The sequence below is a fragment of the Streptomyces sp. NPDC015130 genome, assembly GCF_043080005.1.
Lineage (GTDB): Bacteria > Actinomycetota > Actinomycetes > Streptomycetales > Streptomycetaceae > Streptomyces.
Genome location: NZ_JBIBVC010000003.1, coordinates 344,280 through 370,278, shown reverse-complemented (window position 1 = coordinate 370,278; position 25,999 = coordinate 344,280). Strand labels below are relative to the sequence as shown.

The following is a 25,999-nucleotide window of genomic DNA, read 5'->3' as shown; positions in this document are numbered from 1 at the left end:
TCGGCCGTCCGGTTCGGTCGGCCTGTTTCGATCGGCCGGTGCGGTCAACCTGTTCGATCGGCCTGTTCAGTCGGTCGACGGGTCCAGCTCGCCGTCGATGAGGGCGAAGAGGTCGTCGGTGGTCGCGTCCGCGAGCCGTGCGGCGAGGTCGTCCTCGTCCTCCTCCGGCAGGCCGGCGAGCGAGGCCGGGTCGGGCGTGCCGCCGGGCCGGACCTCTCCGGTGAGCAGGCCCAGAAGCCCCTGGAGCCGGGCCGCGACGGTCGCGCGGAGCGCCCCGTCGCCGGCCATGTCCGGCAGCGCCGATTCCAGGTGGTCGAGGCCGGCCAGGGTCGAGCGGACGTTCGCCTCCTCCCGTACGGCCGCGAGGTGGACGAGCAGGTGGTCGGTGAGCGCGTCGGGCGTCGGGTGGTCGAAGACCAGCGTCGCGGGGAGTTCGGAGCCGATCGCCCTGCCGAGCCGGTTGCGCAGGTCGACGGCGATCAGCGAGTCGAAGCCGAGGTCCTGGAACGCCCGCTCGGGCTCGACGGAGAGCGCGTCGAAGTGACCGAGAACCGCGGCGACTTCACCCCGTACGAGGTCGAGCAGCGCCTCACGCCGGGCTACCCGCGGCATGGCCGCGAGGACGTCGGCGAACGGCTCGGCGGCTCCGGAGACTTCGGAATCGGCGCTCCCGGTGGCCGCCTCGTCGGCTTCGGTCCCACCGGCGGCGGTCTCGACGACGCGGCGGACCGGTCCGGCCGGAGTACCGGCCCCGGTCCCGGCCGTCGCCCCCTCCCCTGCCGGCAGGTCCACCGGAGCGAACTCCTCCAGCGGCACCTCCCGGTAGCCGAGCGAGTCGACCGTGATCACCGGACGTCCTGCCGTGTCCGTGAGCCGGACGGCGGCGGTCAGCTCCCCGCTCTCCGTGAGGAGGACCCGGGCGGTGGCCGCGCCGGTGGCGTGGAGGCGTACACCCCGCCACTCGGCCGGTACGAGCACGGACCCGGCACGGGCCGGGAAGGAGTGCCCGAGGACGGCGGCGTCGAGGAGGGCCGGATGCAGCCCGAACCGCGCCACGTCCGGGAGGAGTTCGTCGGGCACCCGGACCTCGGTCGCGCTCCGGACGGTCTCCTCGCCACCGGAGTCCGGCGACGCGTACGCGTGCTCCTCGTCCCCGTCGGCCCCCGCCGTGGCGAGGAACCCCTCGGCGTGGAGGGTCCAGCCCGCACCGCGACGGTCGAGGCGCGCGTGGACGGCCAGGGAACGCCGACCGGACCCGTCCGGGGCCCCCACCCTCACCTGCGTCTCGACGGCACCCTCGCGAGGTATCGCGAGCGGGACTCGCAGTGACAGCTCGTCCAGAGCGGTCGCGCCGGCCGCGTCACCCGCCCGCACGGCCATGTCGACGAGCGTGGAGGCGGACAGGACGACGGTGTCCCGCACCGCGTGCCCGGCCAGCCAGGGGTGGGTGACGAGCGAGACCCGGCCGCTGAACACGGTCTCCCCGGAGCCCGCCAGCACGACGGGCGCACCGAGGAACGGGTGACCGCCCATGGCAGGCTCGGAGCCTGCGGTCCCGGCACCGGTCGCCCCCGGGCCCCGGGCCCCGGACCTGACCGGTCCGGACTCCAGCCAGTGACGCCGGTGACGGAAGGAGTACGTGGGCAGGTCGACGTGCTGGTGGTGGCCGCCGCCGTCCCCGTAGTACGCAGCCCAGTCCACCCGTACACCACGGGTGTGGAGCAGCCCCAGCGCGGCGAGCAGCGTCTCGGCCTCGGGCCGCCCCCGACGCAGTGCGGGCACCGCCGTCATCGCCGCCGCGGAGTCCTTCGGCCGTACGCCGTCGGTCATCGCGGTGAGGGCGCCGTCCGGCCCCAGCTCCAGCAGCGTGGTGACACCCAGACCGGCGAGGGTCGCCACGGCGTCGCCGTACCGGACCGCGCCCCGCACCTGGTTCGTCCAGTACGCGGCGGTCCGCAGGTCCTCCCCGGTGGCGAGCCGGCCGGTCAGCGTGGACACCACCGGGATGCGCGGTTCGCCGTACGTGAGGCCTTCCGCGATCTGCTGGAAGGCGTCGAGCATCCCGTCCATGTGCGGCGAGTGGAAGGCATGACTGACCGTCAGCGAACGGGGCCGGTGGCCGAGTTCCTCCAGCCGTGCGGCGACCTCGGCCACCGCGTCGGCGTCACCCGAGATCACGACGGACGCGGGGCCGTTGACCGCCGCGATCGCCACCTGGTGCTCGCGCCCCGCGAGCAGCCCGGCGACCTCGTCCTCGTCGGCGCGTACCGCGAGCATCGCGCCGCCCCCGGGCAGGGCCTGCATGAGCCGGGCCCTGGAGGCCACGAGGACACAGGCGTCCTCAAGGGAGAGCACCCCGGAGACGTGGGCGGCGGCGAGCTCACCGATCGAGTGACCGGCGACGTAGTCCGGCGTGACGCCCCAGGACTCCAGCAGGCGGAAGAGCGCGACCTCGACGGCGAACAGCGCGGGCTGGGTGTACCCGGTCAGGTCGAGCTCGTCCCCGGCCGCGATCACCTCCCGCAGCGGTCGCGCCACATGCCCGTCCAGCTCCGCCGCCACCGCGTCGAAGGCCCGCGCGAAGGCGGGGAAGGAGGCGTACAGCTCCTGCCCCATCCCGACCCGCTGCGCGCCCTGCCCCGTGAAGACGAAGCCGGTGCGGACGGACTCCTTCGCGGTACCGCGTACGACGCCGGGGCCCTCCGTGCCGGCCGCGAGGGCCCGCAGACCGGCGACGACCGTCTCCCGGTCACCGCCGACGACCACGGCCCGGTGCTCGAACGACGAGCGGCTGGTCACGAGCGACCGGCCGACGTGCTCCACGGGCGTCGTGTCGGACTCGGCGAAGGCGGCGAGACCGGCCGCCTGCGCCTCCAGGGCGTCGCCCGTCTTCCCGGAGAGGAGCCAGGGCACGGCCGGGAGGGAGGACTCCGCCGCTTCGCTGTCCACGGGTGCGGGCTGCGGTGCCTGCTCGATGATGACGTGGGCGTTGGTGCCGCTGATCCCGAAGGAGGAGACCGCGGCCCGGCGCGGACGCCCGACCTCCGGCCACTCCCGCTCCTCCGTGAGGAGCGAGACCGCACCCGCCTCCCAGTCCACGTGCGGCGACGGCTCGTCCACGTGCAGGGTCTTGGGCAGCACACCGTGGCGCATCGACTCGATCATCTTGATGACACCACCGACACCCGCGGCGGCCTGCGCATGACCGATGTTCGACTTCAACGAGCCCAGATACAGAGGCCGTTCCTCCGAGCGGTCCTGGCCATAGGTAGCCAGCAGCGCCTGCGCCTCGATCGGGTCACCCAGCCGCGTACCCGTGCCGTGAGCTTCGACCGCGTCGATGTCGGAGCTCGACAGGCCGGCGTTCGCGAGGGCCTGGCGGATGACACGTTCCTGCGCGGGGCCGTTCGGGGCGGTCAGGCCGTTGGAGGCGCCGTCCTGGTTCACGGCAGAGCCCCGCAGCACCGCGAGGACCCGGTGCCCGTTCCGCTCCGCATCCGACAGCCGCTCCACGAGGAGCAGACCGACGCCCTCTCCCCAGCCCGTCCCGTCGGCCGCGGCCGCGAAGGGCTTGCAGCGGCCGTCGGTCGAGAGACCGCGCTGCCGCGAGAACTCGACGAACGTGAGGGGCGAGGACATGACGGTGACACCACCGGCGAGCGCGAGGTCGCACTCGCCGCGCCGCAGCGCGTGCGCCGCCGTGTGGAGCGCCACCAGCGACGACGAGCAGGCCGTGTCGACGGTGATCGCGGGCCCTTCGAGGCCGAGCGCGTACGAGACGCGGCCGGAGGCCACGCTGCCCGCGATGCCGGCCGCGAGGTAGCCCTCCAGGTCGTCCGGGATGTCCTGCGCGCCGACGCCGTAGTCGTGGTACATCACACCCGCGAACACACCGGTGCGGCTGCCGCGCAGGGTCGCGGGCACGATGCCCGCGTTCTCCACGGCCTCCCACGCGGTCTCCAGGAGGAGGCGCTGCTGCGGGTCGGTGGCGAGCGCCTCGCGCGGCGACATGCCGAAGAAGTCCGCGTCGAACAGGTCCGCCTCGTGGAGGAAGCCGCCGTGCCGGACGTACGACGTGCCGATCCGCTCGGGATCCGGGTCGTAGAGGCTCTCCAGGTCCCAGCCGCGGTTCACGGGGAACTCGCTGATCGCGTCCGTCCCCTCCGCCACCAGACGCCACAGGTCCTGCGGCGACGACACACCACCCGGATAGCGGCACGCCATGCCCACGATCGCGATCGGATCGTCCGCGACGGCCACGCCGCCGGCAGAAGTACCGCGTTCGGCCACGGCGTTCACCTTGTCCTCGGCGTCGGAGAACTCTCCGAGGAGGTGGGTGGCGAGGGCGGCGGGCGAGGGATGGTCGAAGACCAGCGTCGTGGGCAGACGGAGCCCGGTGGCCGCGTTGAGACGGTTACGGAGCTCCACGGCCGTCAGCGAGTCGAAGCCCAGCTCCTGGAACGCCCGCTCCGCCTCCACCGCGCTCTGATCCGCATGACCGAGGACGCCGGCGACGACACCCCGCACCAGGTCCAGGAGCACGCCCAGCCGCTCGGCCCGGTCCAGTCCGGCCAGACGGTCGGCCACGCCCGAGGAACCGGCGGCCGAGACGGTGCCGGTGGCGGCGCGGCGGGGTGCCGGAGGCACCAGCCCCCGCAGCATCGCCGACAGCGACTCACTGCCCTGCGCCCGAAGAGCGGCCATGTCCATCCGCGTCACCGCGAACACCGCATCCTTCGCCGCTGCCGAGGTGGCCGCGTCGAAGAGCTCCATCGCGTCCTTCGACTCCAGAGCCAGCAGACCCGAACGCGCCAGACGCTTCAGATCCGCCTCACCCAAATGCCCCGACAGATCACTCGACTCCGCCCACAACCCCCACGCCAACGACACACCCGCAAGACCCGAAGCCCGACGGTGCTCCATCAACGCATCGAGGAACGTGTTACCCGCCGCGTAGTTCGCCTGACCCGCCGTACCCAGCAGACCCGCAAGCGACGAGTAGACGACGAACGCGTCCAGCGACAGGTCCTTCGTCAACTCGTGCAGGTTCCACACGGCATCGACCTTCGGACGCAACACCGCATCCAACCGCTCCGGCGTCAGCGCCTCCACCGTCACGTCGTCCGACACACCCGCCGTGTGCACCACCGCCGACAAAGGACTCCCGGCCGGAATCCCAGCAATGACCTGAGCAAGCGCGCCCCGGTCGGCCACATCCGCAGCCGCGAACACCACCTCAGCACCCGCAGCCGCCAACTCCCCGGCCAACTCCGCAGCACCCGGAGCATCCCCACCACGCCGGCTCACCAGAACCAACCGACGCACACCCCGCTCCAGCACGAGGTGACGGGCCGCGATCGCACCCAGAGCACCCGTCGCGCCCGTGATCAGGACCGTGCCACGACCCCAGTCCACCGACCCCTCCGCAAGCACGACATCAGCAGGCGGGACATCCGCACGGACCAGACGCGGCACGAACACCCGCCCGCCCCGCACGGCCACCTGGTCCTCACCCGACGCCAGGGCGACGGCGACATCCGCCTCGTCCTCCACGTCCACGAGCACCACCCGACCCGGGTGCTCGGCCTGCACCGAACGCACCAGACCCCACACACCCGCGTGCACAAGATCCGAAACTCCCACGCCCCCGAAGCCCACGGCCTCCTGGGTCGCGACCACCAGCCGCGAATCGGCCGACGACTCGTCCGCCAGGAACTCCTGGACCCGAACCAGCACATCCGCCACGGCGCCCCGGGCCGACTCGGCGAGACCACTCCCGGTACCGGCCGTCCCCGGTGCGAGTCGTACGGTCAGGACATCGTCCGCACGCGCCTCCCCGGCGGCCACCGGAACCGGCCGCCACTTCACCCGGAACAGCCCGTCCCGCGACGAACCCGCCGCACGCAACGCCTCCCGCGACAACGGCCGCAGCACCAGCGCATCCACCGAACCCACCGGACCGCCCGCGCCGTCCGCGAGGGTCAGGGAGACGGTGTCGGGTCCGTTGGCCGTGAGGCGGACCCTCAGAACGGAGGCCCCGGTGGCCTCGACGTTCACGCCGGACCAGGAGAACGGGAACCCTTCCTGTCCGGTCTCATCGGCGACACCCGGGAGGAGCGAGTGCAGCGCCGCGTCGAGGAGCGCGGGATGCACCGCGAACAGAGTCGCGTCCGCCCGCTGCCCCTCCTCCAGGACGACCTCGGCGAAGAGTTCGCCGTCTCCCTTCCACAGCCTCCTCAACCCCTGGAACGCAGGCCCGTACCCGTAACCGCGCTCCATCAACCGGTCGTACACGCCGTCCAGTTCGACCTCGGTCGCACCGGCCGGCGGCCACACGGACAGACCGGCGCCGCCCGCCACCGACCCGGCCGCGCGGGGCACCACGGAACCGCTCGCGTGCAGGACCCAGGAGCCCTCGCCCTCGGGCCGCCCGTACACCTCCACCGCACGACGGCCCGAGGACTCCTCCGCACCGCCGACCACGACCTGGAGCTGTACGCCGCCCCGCTCGGGCAGCACCAGCGGAGCCGCCAGCGTCAGCTCCTCGACTTGGCCCACGCCCACCTGCTCCCCCGCCGCCAGGACGAGTTCCACGAAGGCGGTGCCGGGGAAGGGAACGCTGTCGAGTACGGCGTGATCGGCGAGCCACGGGTGCGTACGCAGCGAGACGCGGCTCGTGAACAGGGTCTCCTCGGCCCCCGCCACGGTGACGGCGGCGCCGAGCAGCGGGTGCACGACCGACCCGAGGCCCAGGGCCTCCGCGCCGGTGGCGGCCGTTCCGGGCTCCAGCCAGTATCGGTCGGTCCGGAAGGCGTACGTCGGCAGGTCGACCCGCCGGGCGCCGGTTCCCTCGTAGAAGGCGTCCCAGTCCACGGCGACGCCCCGGACGTGCAGCCGCCCGAGAGCGGTGATCAGGGTCCGGCCCTCGGGCCGGTCACGGCGCAGGAGCGGGACGGCGGTGACGGCCTCGGCCACGGCGTTCGCCCTGCCGTTCGCCGCGTCGGAGCCGGCAAAGCCGACAGAACCATCCGTAGCGTTGCCGCCGCTGGAGCCGTTGGAGCCGTTGGAGGTGTCGGACCCGTTCGAGCTGCGCGGTCCGTCGATCACGCCGCCGGCCAGGGCCGTGAGCACACCGTCGGGGCCCAGCTCGACGAAGGTGGTGACGCCCTCGTCGACGAGGGTGGCGACCGCGTCGGCGAAGCGGACGGTGCCCCGGACCTGGTCCGTCCAGTACGCGGCGGTGCGCAGGTCGTCGCCGGAAGCGAGCTGTCCGGTCAGGGTGGAGACGACGGTGATCCGCGGCGCGTCGAAGGTGAGCCGCGAAGCGGCCTCGCCGAAGGCGTCGAGCATGCCGTCCATGTGCGGCGAGTGGAAGGCGTGGCTGACGGTGAGCTGCTTGGTCTTGCGTCCCTGCTGCTCCAGTTCCGCGGCGATCTCGGCCACCACGTCGGCGTCGCCCGAGATCACGACGGACGTGGGGCCGTTGAGGGCGGCGATGGCCGCGCGCTTCTCGCGTCCGGCGAGCAGCGCGACGACCTCCTCCTCGCTCGCCTGGACGGCGGTCATGGCGCCGCCGCCGGGCAGGGCCTGCATGAGGCGCCCGCGCTCGGCGACCAGGGCGCAGGCGTCCTTGAGGGAGAGGACTCCGGCGACGTGGGCGGCTGCGAGCTCGCCGATGGAGTGACCCGCGACGAAGTCGGGGGTCACTCCCCAGGACTCCAGCAGGCGGAAGAGCGCGACCTCGACGGCGAACAGCGCGGGCTGGGTGTACCCGGTCAGGTCGAGCTCGTCACCGGCCGCGATCACCTCCCGCAGGGGTCGCGCCAGGTGTGCGTCCAGCTCCGCCGCCACCGCGTCGAAGGCCCGGGCGAAGGCAGGGAACGACTCGTGGAGTCCCTGGCCCATGCCGATCCGCTGCGCGCCCTGCCCCGTGAACAGGAACGCGGTCCTTCCACTGCTCCGGACGCCCCGCACGGCGCCCGGAGCCGTCTCACCTGCCGCCAACAGACGTATGTCCGAGAGCAGTTGTTCGCGGTCCTCGCCGGCCACCATAGCCCGGTGGTCGAGCGCGGAGCGACTCACGGCGAGGGAGTAGCCCACGTCGAGCGGACGCGTCGCGCCCGGTCCGGCCGCCTCCAGGAGAGCGGCCAGGCGCGCCGCCTGCTCCCGCAGGGCGTCGGCGCTCTTTCCGGAGAGCAGCCAGGGCACGGCCGGGAGGGAGGACAACGCCGCTCCGCTCTCCACGGGTGCGGGCTGCGGTGCCTGCTCGATGATGACGTGGGCGTTGGTTCCGCCGAATCCGAAGGAGGAGACCGCGGCCCGGCGCGGACGCCCGACCTCCGGCCACTCCCGCTCCTCCGTGAGGAGCGAGACCGCACCCGCCTCCCAGTCCACGTGCGGCGACGGCTCGTCCACGTGGAGAGTCTTCGCCAGGAGACCGTGGCGCATGGACTCGATCATCTTGATGACACCACCGACACCCGCGGCGGCCTGCGCGTGACCGATGTTCGACTTCAACGAGCCCAGATACAGGGGCCGTTCCTCCGAGCGGTCCTGGCCATAGGTAGCGAGCAGCGCCTGCGCCTCGATCGGGTCACCCAGCCGCGTACCCGTACCGTGCGCCTCCACCGCATCCACGTCGGAGGCAGACAGACCCGCGTTCGCGAGCGCCTGACGGATCACCCGCTCCTGCGCCGGACCGTTCGGCGCGGTCAGGCCGTTGGACGCACCGTCCTGGTTCACCGCGGAACCCCGCAGCACCGCCAGGACCCGGTGACCGTTCCGCACCGCATCCGACAGCCGCTCGACCAGCAGCAGACCCACACCCTCGGCCCAGCCCGTGCCGTCCGCACCGGCGCCGAACGCCTTGCACCGGCCGTCGGCCGCGAGGCCCCGCAGGCGGGAGAACTCGACGAAGGCGACCGGGGTCGACATGACCGTCGCCCCGCCGGCGAGCGCGAGGTCGCACTCACCGCGCCGCAGCGCGTTCGCCGCCAGGTGCAGTGCCACGAGCGACGACGAGCACGCCGTGTCCACGGTCACCGCCGGACCTTCGAGGCCGTACGTGTACGACAGGCGGCCCGAGGCCACGCTGCCCGCGCTGCCGCTGAACAGGTAGCCCTCGAAGCCCTCGGGGGGCAGGTTGGGCCTGGAACCGTAGTCGTTGTACATGACGCCCGTGAACACACCGGTGCGGCTGCCGCGCAGCGCCTCCGGATCGAGGCCCGCGCTCTCGAAGCTCTCCCACGCCGTCTGGAGGAGGAGCCGCTGCTGCGGGTCGGTGGCGAGCGCCTCGCGCGGAGACATCCCGAAGAAGTCCGCGTCGAACCGGTCGGCCTCGTGGAGGAAGCCGCCTTCGCGACCGTACGACGTGCCCGGCCGGTCGGGGTCGGGGTCGTAGAGGTTGTCGAGGTCCCAGCCGCGGTTCACGGGGAACTCGCTGATCGCGTCCGTCCCCGCGGCCACCAGTCGCCACAGGTCCTGCGGCGACGACACGCCACCGGGATAGCGGCACGCCATGCCCACGATCGCGATGGGCTCCTGGGCCTTGTCCTCCACCTCGCGCAGGCGCCTGCGCGCGTCACGGGCATCCGCGATCGCCCGCTTGAGGTAGTCGCGGAGTTTGTCCTCGCCCGCCATGGTGTTCTCAGCTCCCCGTTGTGTTGTGCTGGTCGACTGCTGTGCTGCGCTCGTCATGCCTGTCACTCCAGGTCGTCGAAGAGCGCGAAGAGCTCCTCGTCGCTCGCGGTCGTGAGGTCCTGGTCCCGGTCGTCGTCCTCGGCCTCGGGTGCTCCGGCCGCCGCGTCGGCGACGTCGAGGAGCTCCCGCAGCCTGGCGGTGATCCGCTCGTGCGCGGTGCCTTCCGTGGCCACCGCCCCGATCGCCGCCTTGAGCCTGGCCAGTTCGGCCAGGACGGGCTCCTCCGGCGCGGCCTCGTCCTGGGCGAGGAGGTCGAGGAGGTGGGTGGCGAGGGCGGCGGGCGAGGGATGGTCGAAGACCAGCGTCGTGGGCAGACGGAGCCCGGTGGCCGCGTTGAGACGGTTACGGAGCTCCACGGCCGTCAGCGAGTCGAAGCCCAGCTCCTGGAACGCCCGCTCCGCCTCCACCGCGCTCTGATCCGCATGACCCAGCACCCCCGCGACCTGCTCGCGTACGAGGTCGATCAGGATCCGCTCCCGCTCGGCCCGGCCGAGGCCGGCCAGGCGCTCCGGCAGAGCCGGGGCACCGGTCGCGGAGGTGGTGCCGGTGGCGGCGCGGCGGGGTGCCGGAGGCACCAGCCCCCGCAGCATCGCCGACAGCGACTCACTGCCCTGCGCCCGAAGAGCGGCCATGTCCATCCGCGTCACCGCGAACACCGCATCCCTCGCCCCGGCCGAGGTGGCCGCGTCGAAGAGCTCCATCGCGTCCTTCGACTCCAGAGCCAGCAGACCCGAACGCGCCAGACGCTTCAGATCCGCCTCACCCAAATGCCCCGACAGATCACTCGACTCCGCCCACAACCCCCACGCCAACGACACACCCGCAAGACCCGAAGCCCGACGGTGCTCCATCAACGCATCGAGGAACGTGTTACCCGCCGCGTAGTTCGCCTGACCCGCCGTACCCAGCAGACCCGCAAGCGACGAGTAGACGACGAACGCGTCCAGCGACAGGTCCTTCGTCAACTCGTGCAGGTTCCACACGGCATCGACCTTCGGACGCAACACCGCATCCAACCGCTCCGGCGTCAGCGCCTCCACCGTCACGTCGTCCGACACACCCGCCGTGTGCACCACCGCCGACAAAGGACTCCCGGCCGGAATCCCAGCAATGACCTCGGCAAGCGCGCCCCGGTCGGCCACATCCGCAGCCGCGAACACCACCTCAGCACCCGCAGCCGCCAACTCCCCGGCCAACTCCGCAGCACCCGGAGCATCCCCACCACGCCGGCTCACCAGAACCAACCGACGCACACCCCGCTCCAGCACGACGTGACGGGCCGCGATCGCACCCAGAGCACCCGTCGCGCCCGTGATCAGGACCGTGCCACGACCCCAGTCCACCGACCCCTCCGCGAGCACGACATCAGCAGGCGGGACATCCGCACGGACCAGACGCGGCACGAGAACCCGCCCGCCCCGCACGGCCGCCTGGTCCTCACCCGACGCCAGCACCAGGCCGACGGCGACGTCCGCCTCGTCGTCCGTATCGGCCAGAACCACCCGACCCGGGTGCTCGGCCTGCACCGAACGCACCAGACCCCACACACCCCCGTGCACAAGATCCGAAACACCCGCACCGCCGACACCCACAGCCCCCCGGGTCACGACCACCAGCCGCGAATCGGCCGACGACTCGTCCGCCAGAAACTCCTGGACCTGCGTCAAGACCTCCGCCACGGCACCCCGAGCCGACTCGGCGAGACCGCTCCCGGCAGCCCCGGTCCCCGGAGCCAGTACCAGCGACACCGCGTCCGGTGCGCCGGCACCCTCCGTGGCGGCCACCGGAACCGGCCGCCACTCCACCCGGAACAGCCCGTCCCGCGACGAACCCGCCGCACGCAACGCCTCCCGCGACAACGGCCGCAGCACCAGCGCATCCACCGAACCCACCGGACCGCCCGCGCCGTCCGCGAGGGTGAGCGACGCCACGAGGGAGTCCGGGTCGGGGCTGGTCAGGGCGAACCGTACCCGGAGCACCGAGGCGCCGGTGGCGTGGACGTCCACGCCGGACCAGGAGAAGGGCAGCCACGAAGGGCCCTCCTCCCTGGCGACGCCCGGGAGGAGCGAGTGCAGGGCCGCGTCGAGGAGCGCGGGATGCAAGGCGTACAGACTGGCGTCCGCCCGCTGCCCGTCCTCCAGGGCGACCTCGGCGAAGAGTTCACCCTCGCCCTTCCACAGCCGCCTCAACCCCTGGAACGTCGCACCGTATTCGTAGTCACGCTCCAGCAACCGGTCGTACACGCCGCCCAGTTCGACCTCGGTCGCCCCGGCCGGCGGCCAGACCGCCAGGCCGCCACCGGTCACGGTCGCCTCGGCCGCGCGGGGCACCACGGAACCGCTCGCGTGCAGGACCCACGAGCCCTCACCGTCCGGACGCCCGTACACCTCCACCGCACGACGGCCCGAGGACTCCTCCGCACCGCCCACCACGACCTGCACCTGTACGCCGCCCCGCTCGGGCAGCACCAGGGGCGCCGAGAGCAGGAGTTCCTCGACGTGGCCCGCGCCGGCCTGTTCGCCGGCGGCGAGGACCAGTTCGAGCAGGCCCGTGCCGGGCACGAGCACCGAGCCGGCGACCGCGTGGTCGGCGAGCCACGGGTGCGTGCGCGTCGAGAGGCGCCCCGTGAACACGTACCCGTCGCGGTCCGCCATGGCGACCTCCGCGCCGAGCAGCGGGTGGTCCGCCGCGGCCAGGCCGAGGGCCGTGGCGTCGCCCGGTACCTCCGCCCGGCCCTCCAGCCAGTAGCGCCGGTGCTGGAAGGCGTACGTCGGGAGGTCGACCCGTCGTGCGCCGGGGAACGCCGCCGCCCAGTCGGGGCCGGCTCCGCGCAGGGCCGTGCGGGCCACGGCCGCGGCTACGGTACGGGGCTCGCTCGCGCCCTTGCGCAGGGCGGTGGCGAGCGATCCCGCCTCCTTCACCAGGCAGTCCTCGACCAGCGCGACGAGCACGCCGTCGGGGCCGAGCTCCAGCCAGTCGGTGACGCCTTCGCCCTCCAGGTACCGCACGCCGTCGGCGAAGCGCACGGCCTCGCGGATGTGGCGCGCCCAGTACGCGGGCGAGGTCAGCTGGTCGGCGGTGGCCAGGGTTCCGGTGACGTTGGAGACGACCGGGATCCTGGGGGCGCGGAAGGTGAGCCCGGAGATCGCGGTGACGAACTCGTCGACGATCTCGTCCATGTGCGGCGAGTGGAAGGCGTGGCTGACCGGCAGCCGCTTGGTGCGCCTGCCCTGCTCGCGCCACTGCGCCACCAGTCGGTCGACCGCGTCCTCGTCGCCGGAGACGACGGTGGCGTTCGGGCCGTTGACCCCGGCGACGGCGACGGCGTCGGTGAAGGGCGTGAGGGCCTCGCGGACCTCCTCCTCGCTCGCCTGGACGGCCGCCATCGCGCCGCCGGCCCGGGCCGACTGCATCAGGCGGCCCCGGTGGGCGACCAGGACGCAGGCGTCCGCCAGGTCGAGGACCCCGGCCAGGTGGGCCGCCGTGACCTCGCCGATGGAGTGGCCGATGAGGTAGTCAGGGGTGAGGCCGTGGGCCTCGAACAGCCGGAACAGGGAGGTCTCCACGGCGAACAGTGCCGCCTGTGTGAAGACCGTGCGGTCGATGAGGGACGCGTCCTCCGACCCCTCGGGGGCGAAGAGGACGTCCTTGAGGGGATGGGGCAGCTGCGGGTCGAGATGGGCGCAGATCTCGTCGATCGAGGCGGCGAACACCGGGGAACGGTCGTACAGTTCGCGCCCCATGCCCTGACGCTGGGATCCCTGACCCGTGAACAGGACGGCCGTCCGGCCCGTGGCCGGGCCACCGCCCCGGACGACGGCCGGGGTCTCCTCGCCGCGCGCCAAGGCGGCCAGTGCGTCGAGGAGTTCGTCCCGGTCGGTGCCGACGACTGCGGTCCGGTGGTCGAGGAGGGCGCGGTCGGTGGCGAGCGAGAGGCCGATGTCGGCGGCGCTCGCCTCCGGGTGCTCGATCGCGTACGCGCGCAGACGCTCGGCCAGGGCGTTCACGGCCCGCTCGTCGCGTCCCGAGAGGAGCCAGGGCACGGCCGGGAGGGAGGACTCCGCCGCTTCGCTGTCCACGGGTGCGGGCTGCGGTGCCTGCTCGATGATCACGTGGGCGTTGGTGCCGCTGATCCCGAAGGAGGAGACCGCGGCCCGGCGCGGACGCCCGACCTCCGGCCACTCCCGCTCCTCGGTGAGGAGCGAGACCGCACCCGCCTCCCAGTCCACGTGCGGCGACGGCTCGTCCACGTGCAGGGTCTTGGGCAGCACACCGTGGCGCATGGACTCGATCATCTTGATGACACCACCGACACCCGCGGCGGCCTGCGCATGACCGATGTTCGACTTCAACGAGCCCAGATACAGGGGCCGTTCCTCCGAGCGGTCCTGGCCATAGGTGGCCAGCAGCGCCTGCGCCTCGATCGGGTCACCCAGCCGCGTACCCGTACCGTGCGCCTCCACCGCATCCACGTCGGAGGCAGACAGACCCGCGTTCGCGAGCGCCTGACGGATCACCCGCTCCTGCGCCGGACCGTTCGGCGCGGTCAGGCCGTTGGACGCACCGTCCTGGTTCACCGCGGAACCCCGCAGCACCGCCAGGACCCGGTGACCGTTCCGCACCGCATCCGACAGCCGCTCGACCAGCAGCAGACCCACACCCTCGGCCCAGCCCGTGCCGCCCGCGCCGGCGCCGAAGGAGCGGCAGCGGCCGTCCTCGGAGAGGCCGCGCTGTCGCGAGAACTCGACGAAGACGTGCGGGCCGGCCATGACGGTGACTCCGCCGGCGAGCGCGAGGTCGCACTCACCGCGCCGCAGCGCGTTCGCCGCCAGGTGCAGTGCCACGAGCGACGACGAGCACGCCGTGTCCACGGTCACCGCCGGACCTTCGAGGCCGTACGTGTACGACAGGCGGCCGGAGACCACGCTGGACAGGGTTCCCGCGAGGACGAAGCCCTCGAACTCCGCCGGGGTGGCGGCGAGGCGCGACGCGTAGTCGTCGTACATCGCGCCGGTGAAGACACCGGTGTTGGTGCCGCGCAGGGTCGCCGGGTCGATGCCGGCGCTCTCGAAGCTCTCCCACGCGGTCTCCAGGAGGAGGCGCTGCTGCGGGTCGGTCGCGGTCGCCTCGCGCGGCGACATGCCGAAGAAGTCCGCGTCGAACAGGTCCGCCTCGTGGAGGAAGCCGCCGTGCCGGACGTACGACGTGCCGATCCGCTCGGGATCCGGGTCGTAGAGGCCCTCCAGGTCCCAGCCGCGGTTCACGGGGAACTCGCTGATCGCGTCCGTCCCCTCCGCCACCAGACGCCACAGGTCCTGCGGCGACGACACACCACCCGGATAACGGCACGCCATGCCCACGATCGCGATCGGATCGTCCGCGACGGCCACGCCACCGGCAGAAGTACCGCGTTCGGCCACGGCGTTCGCGTGCGCGTTCGCCGCGGCCCCGGCTCCCTTCTCCGTCCCGGGGACCCGGGAGAGGAGGTGCGACGCCAGCGCCGCCGGCGAGGGGTGGTCGAAGACCGTGGTCGCGGGGAGCCGCAGACCGGTGGCGGCGTTCAGACGGTTGCGGAGCTCGACGCCCGCCAGGGAGTCGAAGCCGAGGTCCTTGAAGGACCGCTCCGGCCCGACGGCGGCGGCGTCGGCGTGTCCGAGGACGTCCGCGACGACGGCCGTCACGAGGGCCACGGCCGTGCCGCGCCGCTCGTCCGGTGACTGTGCGGCGAGCTCGCCGAGCCACCCGCCGGGCGTGCCCGCCGACTCGGCGGCCGCCCGCGCGGCGCGGCGCGGACGTGCGCGGACGAGGCCGCGCCACAGCGCCGGAGGCTGTCCGTCCGTGCCCCGGTGGGCGGTGGGCCGGAGGCCGGCGGGTACGAGGAGGGCGTCGTCCCGGGAGACCGCGGCGTCGAAGAGCGCGAGGCCCTGTTCCGGGGTGAGCGCGGTGATCCCGGCCCGGCTCCAGCGGGCGAGGTCGCCGGCGCCGAGCGTGCCGCCCATGCCGTGCGTGCCGTCCCAGAGGCCCCAGGCCAGCGAGGTGGCGGCGAGGCCCGTGGCGGCGCGGTGGGCCGCGAGGGCGTCGAGGGCCGTGTTGGCCGCCGCGTAGTTGGCCTGGCCCGCGGTGCCGACGATGCCGGAGACGGAGGAGAAGAGGACGAAGGCGTGGAGCCCGAGGTCCTTGGTCAGATCGTGCAGGATCCACGCGGCGTCGACCTTCGGGCGCAGTACGGCGTCCAGCCGGTCCGGCGTGAGTGCCTCGACCGTCGCGTCGTCGACGACACCCGCCGTGTGGACGACGGCCGTCAGCGGATGCTCGGCGGGCACGGAGGCGATCACCCGCGCCAGGCTCGCGCGGTCGGCGACGTCGGCGGCGGCGAACGCGACCTCCGCGCCGAGCCCGGCGAGGTCCTCGCCCAGGCCGACCGCGCCCGGGGCGTCGGCCCCGCGGCGGCTCACCAGCAGCAGGCGGCGTACGCCGTGACGCTCGACGAGGTGGCGCGCGAGCAGCGCTCCGAGACCGCCGGTGCCGCCGGTGACGAGGACGGTGCCGTCGGGGCCGAAGCGGTCGGCACCGTGGGCGGAGTCCTCGCCCGAAGGGCTCCCCGGGCTCGCCGGGGCGACCGCGCGGGCCAGCCTCGGCGCGAGCAGCCGGCCGTGCCGTACCGCGAGCTGCGGCTCGTCGCCGGCGGCGGCCGCGCGGATCAGCGCCTCGGCTCCGCCGTCCTCGCCCGTGCCGCCCGCGTCCTCGCCGGCGCTGTCACCGGCGCCCAGGTCGAGGAGGAACAGGCGGCCCGGGTTCTCGGACTGGGCGGAGCGGACGAGGCCCCACAGGGGCGCGGTGGCGAGGGACGTGACGTCCTCCCCGGGGAGCGCGGCGACCGCGCCCCGGGTGACGCAGACCAGTCGCGAGCCGTCGAAGCGGGGCTCGGACAGGAACTCCTGGACGATGCCGAGCGCGCGCCGTACGGCGTCGTGCGCGGCGGCCGACGGGTCTGTGTCGGCCGTCCAGCGGTCGGCGCGGAGGACGACGTCCGTCGTGCCGAGGTCCACGAGGTCCCCGAGTCCGGCGAGGTCCCCGAGGTCCTCGATCTCCGTCGCTCCGCGCCCTGTCGGCTCCGGGGTGCCGGTCTCCGTCCACGCGAGCGTGAACAGGGCGTCGTCGACGCGTCCGGCGGTCGTGCCGAGACGGTTCTTCTCCACCGCGCGCAGGGTGAGGGACTCCACGGTGGCCACGGGCGCGCCGGTGGTGTCGGTGAGGCGGAGGGTGACCGTGTCCGTGCCGGTGGGGGTGATCCGTACGCGGAGTGCGGTGGCGCCTTCGGCGTGCAGGGTCACCCCGGCCCACGCGAACGGCAGCCGGATCCGGTCGGCCGAGTCGGCCGCGGGCGCGGCGCCGGTTTCGGCGCCGGTCTCGGCATCTGTCTCGGCACCGGTCTCGGCGCCGGGGCTTCCGCCTTCCAGGACGATCGGGTGGAGCGCGGCGTCGAGCAGTGCCGGGTGTACGCCGAAGAGTCCCGCGCTCTCGTGCTGTGGCGCGGGCAGCCGGATCTCGGCGAGCGTGTCGGCGCCGTCGCGCCACAGCCCGGTCAGGCCCTGGAAGGCGGGCCCGTATCCGTAACCGAGCTCCGCGAGCCGGTCGTAGACGCCGTCGAGGGGTTCGGCGGTCGCCGCCGCGGGCGGCCAGGCCTCGGCGCCGTCCCGGCCTGCGCCGTGGCGGGCGGGCGGGGTGGCCGGGTCTCCCGCGCCGAGTACGCCGGAGACGTGGCGGGTCCACTCCCGGGGCGCGCCGTCGCTGTCCGCCGCGCCGGCGTCGGGGCTGCTGTACACGCCGAAGGTGCGCCCGGACGGCGTATCGCCGTCGCCGCTCACGCCGACCTGGATGCGGACGGCACCGCGCTCGGGCAGGACGAGCGGGGCTTCGAGGGTGAGTTCCTCCACGCGGGCGGCGCCGACGTGCTCGCCCGCCGCGAGGGCGAGCTCCAGGAAGGCGGTGGCCGGCAGCAGGACGGTGCCGTTGACCTCGTGGTCGGCGAGCCAGGGCTGGTCGGCGAGGGAGAGGCGGCCCGTGAGCAGGACGCCGTCGCCGCCCGCGACCTCGACCGTGGTCGTCAGCAGCGGGTGCCGCGCCGGGTCGAAGCCGAGGGCGCGGGCGTCCGTACGGGCCTCGGGCGTCAGCCAGTAGTGCGCGCGCCGGAAGGCGTACGTGGGCAGGTCCGTGCGGCGCCCGTCCGGGAATAGCGACGCCCGGTCCAGGGGCGCGCCGTGGACGTGGGCGGTCGCGAGTCCGGTGGCGAGGGTCTCTGCCTCGGGGCGTCCCGCGCGCAGCAGCGGGACGACGGTCACGTCCCGGGTGTCCGGCACGACCGTGGAACCCGGTCCGCCCGTGGCCGCCGTGGCGCCCTCGGCGTCCGCCGGCCGTGTTGCGAGTGCCTCCTCGGCGAGTGCCGTGAGGACGGCGTCGGGGCCGATCTCGACGAAGACGGTCGCGTCCTGGGCCGCGAGGGTGCGGACGGCGTCCAGGAAGCGCACCGGCCGCCGGATCTGGTCGGCCCAGTACGCGGGCGAGGTGAGCTCGCCGGACGTGACGAGCGCGCCGGTGACCGTGGAGACGACGGGGATCCGCGGCTCCTCGAAGGTCAGGTCCTCGGCGACCCGGAGGAACTCGTCGAGGACGTCGTCCATGTGCGGGGAGTGGAAGGCGTGGCTGACGCGCAGCCGGCGGGTGCGGCGGCCTCGTCCGGCCCACTCGGCGCGGATCTCCTCGGCGGCGTCGGCGTCGCCGGAGACGACCACGGCGGTGGGCCCGTTGACGGCGGCGACGGCGACCCTGCCCTCGTAGCCCTTCAGCGACTCGACGACCTCGGCCTCGGCCGCCTGTACGGCGATCATCGCGCCGCCCTCGCGGGCCGACTGCATGAGGCGGCCGCGGGCGGTGACGAGGCGTGCGGCGTCGTCGAGGGAGAGGACGCCGGCGACGTGCGCGGCGGCGATCTCGCCGACGGAGTGGCCGGTGAGCAGGTCGGGGACGAGTCCGTGGTGTTCGAGGAGGCGGAACAGCGCCACCTCGAAGGCGAAGAGGGCGGGCTGGGTGTACGCGGTGAGGTCCAGGTCCTCCCCGGTGGCGACGGTCTCCCGCAGCGGCCGGTCGAGGTGCCGGTCGAGGGCCGCGTACACGGTGTCGAGGGCGTCGGCGAACACGGGCTGCGCGGCGCGGAGTTCCTCGCCCATGGCGGCGCGCTGGGCTCCCTGGCCGGTGAAGAGGAAGGCCGTGCGTCCGGCCCTGCCCGCGGCGCCGGTGACCAGGCCGGCGGCCTGCTCCCCGCGGCCGAGGGCGTCGAGCGCGGCGAGCAGCTCGTCCTTGGTGACGGTGGTGAGGGCGGCCCTGTGCTCGAAGGCGGTACGGGCGGCCAGCGACCGTCCGAGGTCGGCGACGGTGACGTCCGGCCTGTCGTCGAGGAAGGTCCGCAGGCGGCCGGCCTGGGCGCGCAGGGCGACGGCGTCGCGCGCGGAGACGAAGACGGGGGCGCGTCCGGGCGCGGGGGTGGTGACGGAGGTGGAGTCCGCGGGCTCCGGGGCCTGTTCGACGACGACGTGGGCGTTGGTGCCGCTGATCCCGAAGGAGGAGATCGCCGCGCGGCGCGGGCGGCCCGTCCGCGGCCATGCCCGCTCCTCGGTGAGGAGCTCGACGCCGCCCGCCTCCCAGTCGACGCGGGTGGTGGGCCGGTCCACGTGGAGGGTCCTGGGCAGGACTCCGTGGCGCATGGCGAGGACCATCTTGATGAGCCCGCCGACGCCGGCGGCGGCCTGGGTGTGGCCGATGTTGGACTTCAGCGAGCCGAGCTGGAGCGGGGCGCTGTCGCCGCGGTCCCGGCCGTACGTGCCGAGGACGGCCTCGGCCTCGATGGGGTCGCCGAGCCGGGTGCCCGTGCCGTGCGCCTCGACGGCGTCGACGTCTGCGGGGGCGAGCCCGGCGTCGGCCAGGGCCTGCCGGATGACGCGCTGCTGGGACGGGCCGTTGGGGGCGGTGAGGCCGTTGGAGGCGCCGTCCTGGTTGACCGCGCTGCCGCGGATGACGGCGAGCACGGGGTGGCCGTTGCGCTCGGCGTCCGAGAGCCGCTCGACGAGGAGGAGGCCGACGCCCTCGGCCCAGGAGGTGCCGTCGGCGGAGTCGGCGAAGGCCTTGGAGCGGCCGTCGGCGGCCAGGCCGCGCTGGCGCGAGAACTCCACGAACATGCCCGGTGTCGACATGACGGTCGCGCCGCCGGCGAGCGCGAGGCTCGACTCGCCCTGCCGCAGTGAGCGGACGGCGAGGTGCAGCGCGACGAGCGAGGACGAGCAGGCCGTGTCGACGGTGACCGCCGGTCCGGTGAGGCCGAGCTGGTAGGCGATGCGGCCCGACATGACGCTGGGGGTGGTGCCGGTCAGGAGGTGGCCCTCGACGCCTTCGGCGCCCTCGTGCATGCGGGGGCCGTAGTCCAGGGCGGTGGCGCCGACGAAGACGGCCGTACGACTGCCCTTGAGGCCTTCGGGGTCGAGCCCGGCGCGCTCCACCGCCTCCCAGGCGGTCTCCAGGAGCAGCCGCTGCTGCGGGTCCATGCCGAGGGCCTCGCGGGGCGAGATCCCGAAGAAGCCCGCGTCGAAGAGGGCGGCGTCGTGCAGGAATCCGCCCTCGCGGACCGAGCTCTTGCCGCTGCGGTCGGGGTCGGCGTCGAAGAGGTCCTCGTCCCAGCCGCGGTCGGTGGGCAGTCCCGAGACGGCGTCGCGTCCCTCGGAGACGAGCTGCCACAGGTCCTCGGGGGAGGTGACTCCGCCGGGGTAGCGGCAGGCCATGCCGATGATCGCGATGGGCTCGGCGGTGGTGTCCGCCGGGGTCGCGGGCGGGATTGCGTCGGCCTCGCCGGTGTCGCCGCTCCCGCCGGTGAGCAGGTCGCCCAGGTGGGCGGCGAGGGCGCGCGGGGTGGGGTGGTCGAAGAGGAGTCCGCTGGGCAGGCGCAGTCCGGTGGCATCGGCGAGGGCGTTCCGCAGCTCGACCGACATCAGGGAGTCGAAGCCCAACTCCTTGAAGGTCAGGCCGAGTTCCACTCGGTTCGGGTCGTCGTACTCGAGGACGGCGGCGACGTGTGCGCGGACGCGCTCGGTCGTCTCGTGGCGGGCGAGCCGATCACCGCCACCCACGCCCTTGCCGCCGTCGGCCCCCGAAGACGTTTCGGTGCCGGTGGCCGGTCGGCCCGCGGCGAGCGGCGCCGCCGTCCGGGCGGTCCCGGTGAACCAGTGACGCTCGCGCTGGAAGGCGTACGTCGGCAGGGGCACCCTTGCCGTGCCGGTGCTCCCGTGAACGGCGGTCCAGTCGACGTCGTGGCCCCGGGCGAAGACGGAGGCGAGTGCGGCGAGCAGCGACGGGGACTCCGGGCGGCCCTTGCGCAGGGCGGAGACGGTCGTGGCGGCCTCCTGGTCGCGCACGGAGTCCGCCGCCATCGCGGAGCAGACCCCGTCGGGGCCGAGTTCGAGGAAGGTGTCGGCGCCCGCCTCCTCCAGGGCGCGTACGGCGTCGAGGAAGCGCACGGGCCGGCGGACCTGGTCCACCCAGTACTCGGGGTCGGTCCACTGCCCCGCCGTGACGGGCAGGCCCGTCACGGTGGAGACGACGTCGACGCGGGGCTCCTGGAAGTCCAGTCCGGCGACGACCCGGCGGAAGTCGTCGAGCATCGGTTCCATGAGCGGCGAGTGGAAGGCGTGCGAGACGCTGAGCCGCTTGGTCCGGCGGCCCTGTCCGCGCAGCAGCTCGGCGACGTCGAGGGCGGCCTGCTCGGCGCCCGCGAGGACGACCGCGCGCGGGCCGTTCACGGCCGCGAGGGAGAGCTCCCGCTCGCGTCCCGCGAGGTGCGGCAGCACCTCCTCCTCGCTCGCCTCGACGGCGACCATCGCGCCGCCCTCGGGCAGCGCCTGCATGAGGCGGCCGCGCGCGGCGACGAGGCGTGCGGCGTCGCGCAGCGAGAGGACCCCGGCGACGTGCGCGGCGCTGATCTCGCCGACGGAGTGGCCGGCGAGCAGGGCGGGCGTGACGCCCCAGGACTCGACGAGGCGGTGGAGGGCCACCTCCACGGCGAAGAGCGCGGGCTGCGTGTGGACGGTCCGGTCGAGGGTGTCGCCCGCGGCGACGAGTTCGGCGAGGGGCCGGTCGAGGAGCGGGTCGAGCTCGGCGGCGACGGCGTCGAAGGCCTTCGCGAAGGCCGGGTGGGCGGCGTACAACTCCATTCCCATGCCCGTACGTTGGGCGCCCTGGCCGCTGAACAGGACGGCGAGCCGACCGGCGGCGGGACTGCCGGTGACCACGCCGGGCGCGGGTGTCCCGGCGGCGAGGGCGCGGAGGCCGTCGAGGAGGCGGGCGCGGTCCTGGGCGAGGACGACCGAGCGGTGCGTGAAGACCGTACGGGTGGTGACCAGCGAGCGGGCGAGGGCGGCGGGCGCGAGCTCCGGGTCCGCCTCGACGGCCTGGTGCAGGCGTCGGGCCTGGGCTCGCAGGGCTTCGCCGCCGCGGCCGGTGACGACGAAGGGCAGCGTGGCGCCGTCTCCGGCGGCAGCCTCGGGGGCCTCGTCCTCGGCGGCGGGTCGCTCGCGGTCCTGGGCGGGGCCCTCGCTGACGACGACGTGGGCGTTGGTGCCGCCCATGCCGAACGAGCTGACACCGGCGACGAGTTCGCGCTCGGGGTGCGGCCACTCCCGCAGCCCGGCGGGCACGTCGAGCCCGAGGGTGTCGAGCGGGATGTCCGGGTGGGGCGTGCGGAAGTTGAGGCTGGCCGGGATGCGGCGGCGGCCGAGCGCGAGGAGCGTCTTGATGAGACCGACGATGCCGGCGGCGCCTTCGAGGTGTCCGACGTTCGTCTTGGCGGAGCCGACGACCAGGGCTTCGCCCGCCGGGCGTTCCGTGCCGAGGACCGCGCCGAGCGCGGCCGCCTCGATGGGGTCGCCGACCGGGGTGCCGGTGCCGTGCAGTTCGACGTACTGGACGACGGACGGATCCAGGTCCGCCTTGCGGTACGCCTCGCGCAGCACCTTCTCCTGGGCGGCCCTGCTGGGCACGGTGAGGCCCGGGGTGGCCCCGTCGTTGTTGACGGCGCTGCCCCGGATGACGCCGTGGACGCGGTCGCCGTCGGCGAGGGCGCGGGCGAGGGGCTTGAGGACGACGACTCCACCGCCCTCGCCCCGGACGAAGCCGTTGGCCCGGGCGTCGAAGGTGTAGGCGGTGCCGTCCGGGGAGAGGCCGCCGAAGCGCTCCTCTGTCACGGCGCTCTCGGCGAGGATGTTGAGGTTGACGCCGGCGACGAGCGCCGTCGTGGACTCGCCCGCGCGCAGGGACTCGCAGGCCAGGTGGACGGCGACGAGCGAGGACGACTGCGCGGTGTCGACGGTGAGGCTCGGGCCCTGCAGGCCGAGGTGGTACGAGACGCGGTTGGCGATGACGCCCCGGTTCACGCCCGCCATGGTGTGCTGGGTGATGGCCTGCTCGCCGTGCTGGTAGAGGAGGCTCGTGTAGTCGTCGCGGAGGGTGCCGACGAAGACGGCGGTGCGGCTGCCGGCGAGGGCGGCGGGGACGATCCCGGCGTCCTCCAGGGCCTCCCAGGCGAGTTCGAGGACCAGTCGCTGCTGCGGGTCCATGGCGGCGGCCTCGCGGGGTGAGATCCCGAAGAACGCCGCGTCGAAGAGGTCGAGGGAGTCGAGGAAGCCGCCCCGGCGCACGCCGGACCCCTCGGACGCCCCGGACGCCCCGGACGCCCCGGACCCCTCGTACGCCCCGGACTCCTTGGGCTTCTCGGGCTTCTCGGGCTTCTCGGTGTCCGCTCCCCCGAGCACCGACTCCCACCGGCCGGAGGGCACGTCGGTGACCGCGCTCTTCCCGTTCCGCAGGAGCTCCCAGAAGGCGGCCGGGTCCGGGGCCCCCGGCAGACGGCAGGACATGCCGACGACGGCGATGGCCTCGTTCATGGGACGGATCGCCTCGCCGGACGAACGGGCCTCGTCGGCCGCCCGGGCAATCCCGTCGTTCGTCGTCACGCCTGGCCGCCTCTTCGTCACTGAATCCCCCAACGGACTTCCCCAACTACTGCCGCTTTTCCGCCCCGCGGATCAGCACGGGTTTTGTGGTCGTCAACGACCTTACAGACGGGCGGAATAGGTCCTGCAAATGTTCGGTAACTCACCCTGAGCGGGTCTGTTCGCTCATCGGCGGGTCACTCATGGGCGGTCGGTTACTCCTCGCTGAACCCCTCGTGAGGTCCCCGGAGATAGCCTTCGAGCGCCAGTGGAATTAGCAGTGCACTTCACATGGAAAGCGGGCACGAATTCGCTATGACGAGCATTATCGACGACTTCGCTCTGACCGACGACGCGACCAAGCAGACCGAGCTCTACGTGCGGGCCTTCAACTCGGGCGACGCTGATCTGGTCAACCTGCTCTACACCGAGACGGCGGTCTCGGCCTGGGAGGCGGACAAGCCGCTCACCGGCCAGGCGCGCAAGGACGCGCTCGCGGAGTTCCTCTCCCTCGGCCCGAAGATGACGGCCACGCTCCGCCACTCCTACGTGGCCGGCGACGCCGCGCTCCTGGTCGTGGACTGGCGGATCGACGTCACGGGCGCCGACGGCGTCGCCGAGGTCCACGAGGGTGTGGGCAACGACGTCCTGCGGCTCGGCGAGGACGGCAAGTGGCGTTTCGCCATCGACTACCCGAACGGCAGCTGACGCCCGAGGGGAACGGAGAAGGGCCCTGCTTCCGGTCGACCGGAAGCAGGGCCCTTCTCTTCAGTACGGTTCCTCAGTCGTACGGTCTCTCTCCCGTACAGTCAGACGCTCACACCGAGCGCGGCGGTGATCACGTCCCCGATCTCCTCGAAGCGGCCGTCGAGGTAGAAGTGACCGCCGGGGAAGACCCGCAGGTCGGTGCCCGCCTCGGTGAAGCCGCTCCAGTCCGCGACCCTGGCCACGGGGGCCACGGGGTCCGCGTCGCCGACGAGCGCCGTGATCGGGCAGTCGAGCTTCGGGCCCGGCTCCCAGGCGTACGAGCCGATGGCCCGGTAGTCGGCACGGAGGGCCGGCAGGGCCATCTCCATGAGCTCGGGGTCGTCGAGGACGCCCGCGCCGGTGCCGCCGAGCATCCGGATCGCGGCGATCACGTCGGCGTCGCTCTTCATCCGGTCGGCGGCCTGGGGCCGAGGCTCCGGCGCCGCCCGTCCGGAGAGGAACAGCCGCAGGGGGCCGGGCTCCGAGCGAGCGGCGAGCGTGCGCGCCGTCTCGTAGGCGACGACGGCTCCCATGCTGTGCCCGAAGAAGGCGTACGGCCGGCCGTCGGCCGGGCCCAGGGCGTCCGCGACGTGTTCGGCGAGCCGGGTGACGGACTCGACCGGCTGCTCGCGGTACCGGTCCTGCCGCCCCGGGTACTGGACGGCCAGCACGTCGACGGCCGGGCTCAGGAGGCGGGAGAGCTGTACGTAGGAGGTGGCGGCGCCGCCCGCGTGCGGGAAGCAGACCAGCCGGACCCCTCCCGCCGGCGCCTTCTGTCCCACGCCGCCGAATCGCCGGAGCCAGGCTGTGTCCATCGTTTCCCCCCTCATCAGCGGACGTTGCCGTCCCAGCCGCCCCAGTCGCGGCGCCGCGGCAGGCCGGGGAGGTCGATGCGGCCGGTGCACCAGAGCAGGGTCTCGGCGGGGGCGTGCCCGGTCGGGGCGTCCGGGAAGAGGCGCTCGACGACGGGCGCGCAGAGCTCGTCCGAGGGCAGCCAGCCGAGGCCCATCGCCTCGGTCACGTCGTAGGTGTGGACGACCATCTCGAGGACGCCCATGGCGGCGAAGCCGGGGCCGTCGGAGTTGCCCCAGGGGTGGAAGGCACGGACCTGCGGGTCCGCCTCGCGCACGGCCGAGGCCAGGATGGTGGCGCAGATGCGGACGCCTTCGAGGCAGACGGGGATCGAGTGCCCGTTGAATCCGGCGAGCATGCCGGTGAAGCGGTCGGTCGGCCGGGCGATGAGGAGCCCGGAATAGCCGATGAGGCCGAGGGCCGTGTGGTCGAGGACTTCGCGACAGGACCAGTCGCTGTCCCGGGCTTTGACGGACCAGTCCTGATCGGCGGCCTTCTGCAGAATGTCGGTGCAGTCGGTGGCGGCGGTAACTACGCGGTCGGGCCAGGAGATAGACATGCGAGTCATGCTGCCACAGTCGTGCGCGGCTCCCGGAGAATCGAAGGGCGGCCGGGCCGCTTTCGTCCACTGCCCGCGAATCGCCTGGTAATTGACCGGTAATCGGGAATTC

At 73.7% G+C, this 25,999-nt stretch carries 5 protein-coding genes; 1 reads left to right on the top strand and 4 read right to left on the bottom strand.

Going from position 1 to position 25,999, the window contains the following annotated elements:
* Positions 1 to 66 precede the first annotated feature (66 nt).
* Both ACF08F_RS07790 and ACF08F_RS07785 read right to left on the bottom strand, forming a co-directional pair.
* Positions 67 to 9,705 (bottom strand): type I polyketide synthase, encoded by a 9,639-nt coding sequence (locus tag ACF08F_RS07790; protein WP_392297599.1) that lies wholly within the window; start codon positions 9,703 to 9,705, stop codon positions 67 to 69.
* Positions 9,702 to 23,681 (bottom strand): type I polyketide synthase, encoded by a 13,980-nt coding sequence (locus tag ACF08F_RS07785; protein ID WP_392297765.1) that lies wholly within the window; start codon positions 23,679 to 23,681, stop codon positions 9,702 to 9,704. The genes ACF08F_RS07790 and ACF08F_RS07785 overlap by 4 nt, the downstream gene beginning before the upstream one ends.
* 363 nt (positions 23,682 to 24,044) lie before the next feature.
* Here ACF08F_RS07785 and ACF08F_RS07780 point away from each other — a divergent pair, with 363 nt between their 5' ends.
* Complete coding sequence (locus ACF08F_RS07780; RefSeq protein ID WP_392297598.1) at positions 24,045 to 24,437, top strand: YybH family protein; 393 nt, start codon at positions 24,045 to 24,047, stop codon at positions 24,435 to 24,437.
* Between the two features lie 101 nt (positions 24,438 to 24,538).
* Here ACF08F_RS07780 and ACF08F_RS07775 read toward each other — a convergent pair whose 3' ends face one another.
* Together ACF08F_RS07775 and ACF08F_RS07770 are read right to left on the bottom strand one after the other, a co-directional pair.
* A complete protein-coding gene (locus tag ACF08F_RS07775; RefSeq protein ID WP_392297597.1) occupies positions 24,539 to 25,291 on the bottom strand; it encodes a thioesterase II family protein in 753 nt (250 codons plus the stop codon).
* Positions 25,292 to 25,305: 14 nt separating this feature from the next.
* Positions 25,306 to 25,887 (bottom strand): maleylpyruvate isomerase N-terminal domain-containing protein, encoded by a 582-nt coding sequence (locus tag ACF08F_RS07770; RefSeq protein ID WP_392297596.1) that lies wholly within the window; start codon positions 25,885 to 25,887, stop codon positions 25,306 to 25,308.
* Between the last annotated feature and the right edge of the window lie 112 nt (positions 25,888 to 25,999).